The organism is Paraburkholderia phymatum, from assembly GCF_038900715.1.
GTDB classification, from domain to species: domain Bacteria; phylum Pseudomonadota; class Gammaproteobacteria; order Burkholderiales; family Burkholderiaceae; genus Paraburkholderia; species Paraburkholderia phymatum_A.
In genome coordinates this window covers 368,614-379,925 of record NZ_JAYMRZ010000004.1, presented here as the reverse complement: position 1 = coordinate 379,925, position 11,312 = coordinate 368,614, and the positions used below count along the sequence as shown (strand labels likewise).

At 58.5% G+C, this 11,312-nt stretch carries 12 protein-coding genes and 2 pseudogenes; all 14 read left to right on the top strand.

The window, feature by feature from the left end:
- The first annotated feature begins 32 nt into the window (after positions 1-32).
- On the top strand, positions 33-473 hold the full coding sequence (locus VSR68_RS10460; protein WP_342939760.1) for an ACT domain-containing protein: 441 nt from the start codon (positions 33-35) through the stop codon (positions 471-473).
- Between the two features lie 285 nt (positions 474-758).
- Entirely contained in the window at positions 759-1,376 is a 618-nt protein-coding gene (locus VSR68_RS10455; RefSeq protein ID WP_342939759.1) for a nitroreductase family protein, read from the top strand.
- Positions 1,377-1,412: 36 nt separating this feature from the next.
- The gene (locus VSR68_RS10450) at positions 1,413-1,958 is read left to right on the top strand and encodes a carboxymuconolactone decarboxylase family protein (RefSeq protein WP_342939758.1); all 546 of its coding nucleotides are present in this window, start codon (positions 1,413-1,415) and stop codon (positions 1,956-1,958) included.
- A 350-nt stretch (positions 1,959-2,308) separates the two neighbouring features.
- The gene (locus tag VSR68_RS10445; RefSeq protein WP_342939865.1) at positions 2,309-3,061 is read left to right on the top strand and encodes an SDR family oxidoreductase; all 753 of its coding nucleotides are present in this window, start codon (positions 2,309-2,311) and stop codon (positions 3,059-3,061) included.
- Positions 3,062-3,166: 105 nt separating this feature from the next.
- Positions 3,167-3,878: pseudogene (locus VSR68_RS10440) on the top strand (SDR family NAD(P)-dependent oxidoreductase).
- Between the two features lie 333 nt (positions 3,879-4,211).
- Positions 4,212-4,628 carry a cupin domain-containing protein gene (locus VSR68_RS10435; protein ID WP_342939757.1) on the top strand — a complete coding sequence of 139 codons (417 nt, stop codon included), beginning with the start codon at positions 4,212-4,214 and terminating at the stop codon, positions 4,626-4,628.
- A 3-nt stretch (positions 4,629-4,631) separates the two neighbouring features.
- Positions 4,632-5,138 carry a carboxymuconolactone decarboxylase family protein gene (locus tag VSR68_RS10430; RefSeq protein ID WP_342939864.1) on the top strand — a complete coding sequence of 169 codons (507 nt, stop codon included), beginning with the start codon at positions 4,632-4,634 and terminating at the stop codon, positions 5,136-5,138.
- A gap of 1,049 nt (positions 5,139-6,187) precedes the next feature.
- Positions 6,188-6,604, top strand: coding sequence for a cupin domain-containing protein (locus tag VSR68_RS10425; protein WP_342939756.1), 417 nt, complete (start codon positions 6,188-6,190; stop codon positions 6,602-6,604).
- 125 nt (positions 6,605-6,729) lie between these two features.
- Positions 6,730-6,957 (top strand): aldehyde dehydrogenase family protein, encoded by a 228-nt coding sequence (locus tag VSR68_RS10420; RefSeq protein ID WP_342939755.1) that lies wholly within the window; start codon positions 6,730-6,732, stop codon positions 6,955-6,957.
- A gap of 25 nt (positions 6,958-6,982) precedes the next feature.
- Positions 6,983-7,216: pseudogene (locus VSR68_RS10415) on the top strand (aldehyde dehydrogenase family protein); the annotation flags it as partial.
- A 70-nt stretch (positions 7,217-7,286) separates the two neighbouring features.
- Positions 7,287-8,417, top strand: coding sequence for an NAD(P)-dependent alcohol dehydrogenase (locus tag VSR68_RS10410; RefSeq protein ID WP_342939753.1), 1,131 nt, complete (start codon positions 7,287-7,289; stop codon positions 8,415-8,417).
- Between the two features lie 196 nt (positions 8,418-8,613).
- Positions 8,614-9,570: an AraC family transcriptional regulator gene (locus VSR68_RS10405; RefSeq protein ID WP_342939752.1), complete on the top strand. Its 957-nt coding sequence runs from the start codon at positions 8,614-8,616 to the stop codon at positions 9,568-9,570.
- A 445-nt stretch (positions 9,571-10,015) separates the two neighbouring features.
- Entirely contained in the window at positions 10,016-10,633 is a 618-nt protein-coding gene (locus VSR68_RS10400; protein WP_342939751.1) for a nitroreductase family protein, read from the top strand.
- 36 nt (positions 10,634-10,669) lie between these two features.
- Positions 10,670-11,215 (top strand): carboxymuconolactone decarboxylase family protein, encoded by a 546-nt coding sequence (locus tag VSR68_RS10395; RefSeq protein WP_342939750.1) that lies wholly within the window; start codon positions 10,670-10,672, stop codon positions 11,213-11,215.
- Positions 11,216-11,312 lie beyond the last annotated feature (97 nt).

Below are 11,312 nucleotides of genomic sequence, written 5' to 3'. Positions count from 1 at the left end.
CGTGCGATTTGGCCTTTATGGAATATGAGAGCATGCACGAGAGAACTACGAATCTGAGAACACTGATCGCCTCTATGTCTCCTGTCCTCAATCGGGAGCGTGTCGCGTTCGTAAGCCTTGCTTTAGGCGAACGGGCTCCAGAAGGCATTCCGGGAAGCGCAATTATTGGGACATTCCGGGAACAAGAAGGATTGACTGTGTTTGTAGAACTCGGCGTAGCAGAACGATTCAATTTACAGATATCGTTTCGTGCCGCATGGATCACCTTGCTGCTTCGCTCGGACCTGACTTCTGCCGGCCTCACGGCCGCATTCTCCGGCGCGCTCGGCGCGGTCGGTATCAGCTGCAATGTGGTCGCCGCAACCTATCACGATCACATCTTCGTACCCCTGGAAGCGGCCGACGATGCAATGTCTGTCCTTGAGCAACTTCAGCGTGACGCCGCTAATCAAGATGGTACGACACTACATTGAACAGCAATGCGCTGCATACGGTAACGGCCGTGATTTCTACCGGGGAGTGTCAGTGCGATCGAATGCCGATGATCGAGCGGACATCGCACGGCCGGCGGCCGATCCGCTTATGCGCCGACGCACGCGTGGTGAAGTACTGCGGCACGACTGCAAGAGACGCATCCGTGCGGCAATCTCCTGAAGCAGAGGAGAAAACTCCGCGCCAACACGTCGAACGAATCCGGGTACTCATAGTGCGAAAGCACTCCTGTCCCTCGACCTATTCCTTCACCTATAGGAACCACCGTGAATAATGCCGTCATCGAATGCATCCTGAGCCGCAGCGCCGCCAAGTACTACGACCCTGCCGCCACCCTGAGCGACGACCAGATCCGCGAACTGGTGCGTATCGGCACCTCTGCGCCGACATCCTTCCACCTGCAGAACTGGCGTTTTATCGCCGTGCGCACGCGTGAAGCCAAGGCCCGGCTCAGCCCGATCGCCTGGAACCAGCCCGCCGTCACCGATGCTGCCGTTACCTTCATCGTCTGTGGTCAGTTGGCCGATTCCAGCGTCATACCGGAACGCCTCGCTCCGCTGGTGGAAGCGGGCGTCATGCCCGCCGCGATGGTGCCGGAGTGGGAAAACCCCGCACGCGATCTGTACAAGGACTACCCGCAGCGCCAGCGCGACGAGGCAGTACGCACCGGCACCTTCGGCGCAGCGGCGATGATCTACGCGGCGCGCTCGCTGGGCCTGGGTTCGACGCCGATGATCGGTTTCGATGCCGAAGCGGTGCACCGCGAATTCGGACTGGCCGAGAACGAAGTGCCCGTCATGCTGCTGACCATCGGGGCGGAGCGTCCGGGAAACTGGGCGCAGAAGCCGCGTCGTCCGGTGGCCGATGTGCTGGATCTCGTATAAATGTTCCTAAAACCCGTAACCTTAAGGATGACTGACATGCCAAGAAGTACTGCCCTAAAGCCGGAACAGGTGCCGGCCGAATCGAAGCCGACTCTCGATGCGTTCAGCAAGAACATCGGCTTCACCCCGAACATGATGGCAACCTTCGCGCAGAGCCCGATCGCGTTCAACTCATGGGCCACGCTGCTCGGCTCCCTGAGCAAGGCACTCGACGTGAAGACGCGTGACAGCATCGGCCTCGCTGTCTCCGAAGTGAATGGCTGCAACTACTGCCTGACGGTTCACAGCTTTACGGCGAAGCATATGGCCCAGCTGCCGGCCGATGAAATCATTCTCGCCCGTAAGGGCCATGCCAGCGACGCGAAGCGCGACGCCGCCGTCCAGTTCGCGCGCAAGGTCATCGAGACCCGTGGCCAGGTCACTGACGCCGATATAAAAGCCGTTCGCGATGCCGGCTACACCGATGCGAATGTCATGGAGATTGTCGCGCTGGTCGCCATGTACTCCCTGACGAACTTTTTCAACAACGTGTTCGATCCGGAGAAGGACTTTCCCGCCGTTACGCCGGCTGGCGCGATCTGAACCCTATCCGCCCGCATCGAGCCATAGCCGACGGTTCCCGGATGTGTCATCTGATGCGGGCGTAACGAGCCTAACGCCAAAGCCTCGACGCACCCGCGAGAGATTCTCGGGAACGCGTCTGGGTGGATTTTGAGGTCGGTCGGAACACGCGTCTGGAGATAGCCTTCGTCGACCAGGATGGAGCCGCATCAAGATGTCCAGCTCCGATCGATAATTCTGCGCACTTTTCAATAGCTCACCGTCTTCCCACCATAGCCTCACGCGATGCGACGGCGGTGAACCCCGGGCAATACAGCACCGCCATGAGCTTCGCGTGCTCCATCACGTCACTCTCATCTGGAGAATCCGCCATGAAGATCCTCGTAATCGGTGGTTCCGGCCTGATCGGGTCGCGTCTCGTCACGCTTCTTGGCAAGGCGGGCCATGAGGCACTCGCCGCTTCGCCGCGTACCGGCGTGAACGCCGTGACGGGCGAAGGCTTGCGCAATGCACTCGTGGGTGCGGACGTTGTTGTGGATGTGACGAACGCGCCGTCATGGGAGCCTCAGGCGGTGCTCGACTTCTTCCGCACGTCGGCACGCAACCTCGGCAAAGAGGAGGTGGCTGCTGGAGTACGCCATCACGTCGCGCTGTCCATCGTCGGCTGCGAACGGATGCCGGAGAACACGTATTTCGTCGCCAAGGTCGCACAGGAAGCGGCGATTGAAGCGGCGGGCGTGCCATACACCATCGTGCGCGCCACCCAGTTCATGGAGTTCATCGGAGGTATCGCAGATTCCAGTACGGTAGGCGGTACTGTTCGCCTTGGCGACGGACTGTTTCAACCTATCGCTGCCGACGATGTCGCAGTGATCCTCGCGCAGACCGCTCTCGCCGCGCCGCTGAACGGCACGGTCGATATCTCCGGCCCCGACCGTGCCCTTTTCGCTGAGATCGTCACGCGTTATCTGAGATCGGTAGGCGACGCGCGCCCTGTGGTGACGGATCAGGACGCGCGGTACTTCGGTGGACGCGTCGAAGAGCACTCGCTCGTACCGCTCGGCGACGCCCGGATTGGCCGCATCAGCCTTGTCCAGTGGCTGGCGCAAGCCCAAAACGGTTGATTGCTGGTATATGCGAAAGCTGAATCGACGTGTTTAAGTCCGGCGTGAGCAAACCTGTCGACCCGGCAGGCATTGAAGCTCGCCAACACTATTCCTGGGTACATCATGAGCACATCACAAAAAGTAGTCGTTGTGACAGGCGCCTCGCAAGGCATAGGCAGCGAAGTCGTCAAGGCGTTTCGCAAGCTTGACTATTACATTGTCGCGACTGCGCGTTCGATCAAGCCGTCGGACGACGCGAACATTCTGACCGTCGCTGGTGATATTGGCGACCCGGCGACCGCCCATCGCGTCATTGCCGAAGGTGTCGCACGATTTGACCGGATCGACACGCTGGTGAACAACGCCGGCATATACATCGGCAAACCCTTCACTGAACACACCGTCGAAGACTACGCTGCGGTGATGAACGTGAACATGGCGGGGTTCTATCACATCACGCAACTCGCTATCAGCGAAATGGAAAGGCATTCGAGCGGCCATGTGGTTTAGCGTGACCGCCAGCATCGTCGATGCCGCGCAGAGCGGTGTGTATTCGGTTCTGGCAGCCCTGACGAAGGGAGGGCTGAACGCGGCTACGAAGTCGCTGGCTATCGAGTACGCGAGGAAAGGAATTCGCGTGAACGCCGTCGCGCCCGGAATCATCAAGTCGCCGGTGCATGCGCCGGAAACCCATGAGGCACTGGGCGCCTTTCATCCGGTGGGACGCATGGGTGAGATGAGCGATATCGCCGACGCGATTCTCTTCCTTGATTCCGCACCGTTCATCACGGGAGAGATTCTGCACGTCGACGGCGGTCAGAGCGCCGGTCGCTAACCGTACCTGGGCACCGCAAGCCGGCGCCCTTTCGTATCCCCCATCGCGACAAAGGTCCAGGCGCAAGCCCATAGGAATAGGCCTCCCGCGCAATCCTCTTGTCATCCACGCCATCGGCGCGCTTGAGCGCCACTGCAAAGTCTGGATGAATAGAAATCGTCTTCAATGATCCAGGCACGGCGCGTCTTGCCCATTCGATAGCGACCTTTTGGACGCGCGCTCGAGCATTAGATTTCGAATAGTCATGGGCCATGGTACATTCAAAATGTACGTTCTTGGTTCTTTTCCATGAACTTCTAACAGATCATGATTCTAGCCTCCAAGGAGCTAGTCATGAAACTTCATAGCATTCTTCTGTCTCTCGTAGCCGCAGCGAGTATGGCTTTTGCCGGGGTTGCCGCGGCTCACGATGCCGGCGACACGGTCAAGCCGAATTTCTCAAGGGCGATCCCGAACATTCCAGGCAAATCCCTCATCGCCGTGGAAGTCCTTTATCCCCCCGGCGGCGCCTCACACGCTCATACCCACGCCAAGTCGGCGTTCATTTACGCCTACGTCGTATCGGGCAGCGTGGTCAGCAAGGTGAACGACGAGCCTGAGCACGTGTACAAGGCGGGAGAGAGCTTCTTCGAGGAACCCGGTTCACTCCATGCGGTGAGCCGCAATGCGAGCAAAACCAAGCCTGCGAAGCTACTTGCGGTATTCGTTGTCGATTCGAACGACAAGGAGCTGACGACCAACGTCAAGTAGGAAATTCAAATGAGACTAGACTACATTAATGCATCGCCCGGCGGTGTGAAGGCGTTTGGCGGCGTGTACGGTTATATCGTGCAGTCGGGTCTTGAAGACGTCCTCATCGACCTCGTCTATCTGCGCGTGAGCCAGATCAACGGCTGCGCCTACTGCCTGGACATACATACCCGCGACCTGATCAAGAAAAACGTGACGCCAGCGAAGCTTGCCCTCGTGCAAGCCTGGCGGGAGGCGGAACCGATGTTCAGTGACCGCGAAAGAGCTGCGCTGGCATGGGCGGAATCGGTGACACTCGTGGCCGACACCCATGTGCCGGACGATGATTTCAATGCCGTCGCCGCAGTGTTCAGTGAGAAAGAGCTTGCGGATCTCACGATGGCCATTGGCTTGATGAACGCCTATAACCGGCTCGCCATCAGTTTCCGCCGTGTCCCGGACTCAGTGTTTGCCGCGAAAAGCGAAAGCGTGTCGCGCCTCTCAAGCGCAAAAATGGAGAAACGCAGCTAGTCAAGTGCGTTTCCTCTTTATGTGCAGAGAAGACATCAAATGCGGCTTTACGACCCCCACGGGTGCGAGAGAGTGCGGTGGGCGAGAAAAGTCTTACAGGCAAAACCCATTCATATCGCAATGTATCTGAATGGGTCATCGAAACACCGAGCAGCAAAAGTCGCTTTGACCGAGGCGCGACTCGCGAAAGATACATTCGCCTCATTTAATGACTGCCCTTTCACCGGGCGGGTCAGTTCGCGATGGGATGAGCAATCCTATTGAGAATAGGACTGCTCAAACTAGCCATCGCTTCTACAACAAATACCAACTGGATCATAGGTCGCGTATCGCCTGCTCGGTTAGCGCAGTAATAGCCGGTCCAAAAATATTGTGCTTTCACGTTGATTCAAGGAAATCCTGGTGAGTCGTCAACCATCTTGCAGCGTTGCATGCGATATCCACGGCGACCTCTACGTAACGGATCTATACGCACGTATGTCAAAAAGAGACTTTGATTTCGTTGCGTTGGCGGGATGTTCAAAGTTTAATTGAACTCAGAACGTCCTGTCGCTCGGCGAATATCTTGGTTCGATCGTCGATATAAAACAGCGTCGAAATAGAGCGAAGTGGAGCGATTTGACGCTGACAAAAAAGTTCTGACGTAAACGAATAAGCTGGGACGACGATTTCGACTGTGGGGCGCCGAACGATTATTGGCAAAACCAAGAAACGATCTATGGCACTTTCTAATTCGGAACGACAAAGACGGTATCGGAAGAGGCGACTTGGCATCGGCGGAAAGCACGAGCGTGTCAATTGTCTCGTATCCATCGCTACGAAGCGAAGTCTGGAGCGGTTGGCATTTCATTTCAACAATACCATTACCGGCACAATTGAGATGTTGATCAACGAGAAAACGAATGAGGTGCTTAGTCAGCTTGACGAAGATGGACAGCATCGATTCTTTTCGCAAGGGTTCGTATCAGAAGATACCTAATCACTATTGGCGCTTCAATTCGTACCGTCGACGGTAGAAAAATTGAACGCCGACATGGAGAAATCCGACCATGATCATTCGTCCGATTCTGACCGGATGTTGCGCGACAATTGCAATCTTTGCCAGCGCTGGCGCCGTGGCGCATGCGCACAGCGAAATTGTGAAGCAGAATTTCGAACGAACGATTCCCAATCTGCCGGGCAAATCACTTGTCGCTGTGGAAGTCGAGTATCCGCCGGGCGCCGCCTCCGCACCTCACGTCCACGCGAAGTCCGCCTTCATTTACGCGTACGTGGTATCGGGCGCAGTCGAATCAAAGGTCAACGATGGTGACGTGCACGTGTACCGCGCCGGCGAAAGCTGGTTCGAACCGCCCGGCGCGAGCCATCCCGTGAGCCGGAACGCGAGCAAAACCAAACCTGCGAAGCTGTTGGCGGTATTCGTCGTCGATAGCAACGACAAAGAACTGACCAAGCCGGTCAGGTAAGGCGCCATCTTGAAGCGCGAAATGTGCACAGGGATCGCCCGCTGACCACTTCTACAGGATTTGTATTAACGCAGTGTTGTGATTATTAGCTTGTGATCTTGCACTTTCGTTTTATAGGATATCCAATGACTCAACCGCAACCGTTCTTGCATGGCACAACCTGGAATGGCTGCCTGTTCGTTGGTCAATGGCGCAAGGGCGACAACATCGTTGCTGTCACGGAACCCGCGACCGGCAAACAACTGGGCCAGATCGCAGTGGCTGACGCCGCACTTATCGCCAAACAGGCGGCGGCAGCAGCCCACGCCCAGGAGACGTGGGCCGCCCTTCCTTATGACGAACGCGCGCAGTGATGCGTAGAGCCGCATGTCTCGCAGGCCTTTCGACACAGATGACGAAGCGATCGCACTAGCCAACGACACCGAATACGGGCTGTCGATGGCAGTCGTCTCCAGTAACGTCGGGCGAGCACTCAAGCTTGGCCAACGCTTGCGAAGTGGCCTGCTGCCTATCAACGATCAGACGGCCAACGACGAAGTAATCAATCCGCTCGGCGGCGTCGGCACCTCCGGCAACGGTACAAGTACTGGAGGCGCAGCGAACTGGGAATAGTTCACTCAATGTCAATGGCTCACTATCAAGGGCGAAGCACCTGCCTACCCCATATGACGAGGAAGACATCATGCATATAGCCGCCGATCGACACGCAGTCACCGTAGCGGTGGCCCGAGCCTCGTGCCAGCCATTCACCATTGAACCGGCATACATCCGCGCGCCCCGAAACGACGAGGTATTGGTAAAGGTGGTAGCCACGGGCATGTGCCATACAGACTTGATCGTGCGCGATCAGTACTATCCGGTGCCGTTACCGGCAGTGCTCGGCCACGAGGGCGCGGGCGTGATCGAAGCTCAAGGGCCCGACGTCAAGAACCTGAAAGTCGGCGACCATGTCGTATTGACCTACGGTGCCTGCGGTCATTGCGCGCCATGCGTCAGTGGCCATGAAACGTATTGCGAGAACTTCTATGCGCATAACTTTGGCGGCGCCGCTCCGGACGGAGACATTGCCTTGCAAAGCCGCGACGGAGAACCGCTGCACGACCATTTTTTTGCACAATCTTCGTTCTCCACCTATGCGCTTGCCCGCGAGAGAAACGCGATCAAAGTACCGGCTGAGGCCCCGCTTGCGTTGCTGGGCCCGTTGGGCTGCGGCATCCAGACAGGCGCGGGAGCTGTCATCAATTCGCTGAAGGTACGTCCGGGCGGCAGCTTCGTCGCCTATGGCGCCGGCGCAGTAGGATTGAGCGCAGTGATGGCCGCGCGCATCGCCGGCGCCACGACAATCATCGCGGTCGATGTGGTGCCTTCCCGGCTGGAACTCGCCGACGAGCTCGGCGCTACCCACACCATAAACAGCCGAGAGGTTGATGTCGTCAACGCTGTACGAGAGCTAACTGGCGGCGGTGCCGGTTTCGCACTTGAATCTACCGGCCGACCGGAAGTACTTGAAGCCGGCATTGAGGCGCTCGGCGGACTGGGCACGTTAGGTATCGTCGGGGCTCCAAAGCTCGGGACCAAGGCAAGCTTTGACATTAACAATCTGATATTGGGCGGGCGCAGTGTCCGAGGCATCGTAGAGGGTGACAGTGTGCCTCAGGTATTCATTCCTCAACTGGTCGAGCTGTATCAACAGGGGCGTTTTCCATTCGATCGATTGGTCAAGTTCTACCCATTCGAACAGATCAACCAAGCCGCCGAGGACAGCACAAAAGGCACCACACTCAAGCCCATCCTGCGCATCGCCGAAAACTGACCACGTGCAATCACGTATGGCCACATCGCCAGGAAAGAGCCTTTGGAAAGTGTCTGGGCTCTTCGTATGTACCGACCGGTTCCCCGGACGCGTTCGCGCTACGTGTCCGATCAGTTGAAGCAATGCGCCGTGTGGCGCATGCAACTGGTATGCAGCCACAATAAGCTGCTTGCGCGTTTCAAGTTCCCGAGGCCCTATGCCCCAAGTCGACTGGCTGAGCAATCTCCTGCAAATGATCACCATCGCTGGCCAGCTCGAGGTCCGCTGCGCGTACGGTGCGCCTTGGCGTGTGGCCTGGCCCCAATCGGCGGCGCACGAGATTCCCTACCACGTCGTGCTCAAGGGTCGGGCCATTATTGAGGATCCCGGGACGCGGACGACCAGGGAACTGGTGGGCGGAGATATCGTGCTGTTGCCTCACGGGTCGGCGCACGTGCTTCACGATGGCAGCGGAGCTGCGCCGGGTCTTACCCGCAATCGCCAAGGTTCTGCAGGATGGACGCTCAGTGAGAATGATGGCCAGGGCGAGCATCTGGACATGTTGTGTGGCCGATTTTTCATCGGTCCACCCCATGATCGGCTGATTCGCGATTACCTTCCGACGAATCTGGTGGTGCGCGCCATGGCCGGCCTGAGTGAAGAGGGCCTCGCATCTGCTTCGAACCATCTGGCCAGTCTCGTGGCGCTGATGCGCATGGAGTCCGCCGGCGACAAACCGGGCGGATACGCCATCCTCAATGCGCTTTCCTCGGCGCTGTTCACACTGGCACTGCGCGCGGCGAGCGAATCTGAGCAAGCCCCGCCAGGCCTGTTGGCACTGGCTGGCCATCCGCGACTGGCCCCGGCCATTTCAGCCATGTTCACCGATCCGGCGCGACCCTGGAACCTGCCTGAGCTGGCCGATTTGTGCGGCATGTCACGCGCTACTTTCATGCGGCACTTTCAGGACAAGCTGGGGCGCTCGGCCATCGAACTGTTGACCGATATCCGGATGAGCCTGGCCGCCAACGAGCTGAAGAAGCCGGCGATGAGCACCGAGGCCGTGGCCGAGTCGGTCGGATACCAATCGGTATCGGCATTCCGGCGTGTGTTCACCGACAAGATGGGGATGACGCCGGGGCAATGGCGTCGTCTGGCGAGCACAGACGAGTAATGGGCTTCTCTTTCAGCGTGCAGCCTGGATGAGGCGCCAGGCGCGCCGGCGCGAGGCGGCCAGTGCTTTCGCGCGAGCGACACACTCGTCTTTACCTGCGGGCACCTGAATCTCGATCTCGACGAGACGACTTGCGTCGTGCCGTTCCGTACCGCAGTTGGGCGATGGACCGCCTCGTTGTTTTGATCCTTTCTAGCATTTTATTGAGCATATGCAGTCTCGAAATCGGCATCGGGTACGCCTAAAGTGAAGGCTCGTAACCACTTGATGAAAGCGTCGCACGATGAGTCGTATCGCTATTCACGCCATTGATATTTCCTCGCGCCGGCGTCTTTGGCAGCGCTGCTCAACGCCGAAAGCGTTCAGAAGCTTGAATGACAACCGCTCTGCATAGAGCGAAAGCACTCCTGTCCCTCGACCTATTCCTTCACCTATAGGAACCACCATGACTAATGCCGTCATCGAATGCATCCTGAGCCGCAGCGCCGCCAAGTACTATGACCCTGCTGCCACCCTCAGCGACGACCAGATCCGCGAGCTCGTGCGTATCGGCACCTCTGCGCCGACATCCTTCCACCTGCAGAACTGGCGTTTCATTGCCGTGCGCACGCGTGAAGCCAAGGCACGGCTCAGCCCGATCGCGTGGAACCAGCCCGCGATCACCGATGCGGCCGTTACCTTCATCGTCTGCGGCCAGTTGGCCGATTCCAGCGTCATACCGGAACGCCTCGCTCCGCTGGTGGAAGCGGGCGTGATGCCCGCCGCGATGGTGCCGGAGTGGGAAAACCCCGCGCGCGATCTGTACAAGGACTACCCGCAGCGCCAGCGTGACGAGGCAGTACGCACCGGCACCTTCGGCGCAGCGGCGATGATCTACGCGGCGCGCTCGCTGGGCCTGGGTTCGACGCCGATGATCGGTTTCGATGCCGAAGCGGTGCACCGCGAATTCGGACTGGCCGAGAACGAAGTGCCCGTCATGCTGCTGACCATCGGGGCGGAGCGTCCGGGAAACTGGGCGCAGAAGCCGCGTCGTCCGGTGGCCGATGTGCTGGATCTCGTATAAGTGTTCGTAAAACCCGTAACCTTAAGGATGACTGACATGCCAAGAAGTACTGCCCTAAAGCCGGAACAGGTGCCGGCCGAATCGAAGCCGACTCTCGATGCGTTCAGCAAGAACATCGGCTTCACCCCGAACATGATGGCAACGTTCGCGCAGAGCCCGATCGCGTTCAACTCATGGGCCACGCTGCTCGGCTCCCTGAGCAAGGCACTCGACGTGAAGACGCGTGACAGCATCGGCCTCGCTGTCTCCGAAGTGAATGGCTGCAACTACTGCCTGACGGTTCACAGCTTTACGGCGAAGCATATGGCCCAGCTGCCGGCCGATGAAATCATTCTCGCCCGTAAGGGCCATGCCAGCGACGCGAAGCGCGACGCCGCCGTCCAGTTCGCACGCAAGGTCATCGAGGCCCGTGGCCAGGTCACTGACGCCGATCTGAAAGCCGTCCGCGATGCCGGCTACACCGATGCGAACGTCATGGAGATCGTCGCGCTGGTCGCCATGTACTCCCTGACGAACTTCTTCAACAACGTGTTCGATCCGGAGAAGGACTTTCCCGCCGTTACGCCGGCTGGCGCGATCTGAACTCTATCGGTCGCATGGACCCTCGCCGAGGGTCCCAAGAGGTTTGATGTGATACAGGCCTAACGCCAAAGCCTGGACGCACCCGGGAAAGATTCTC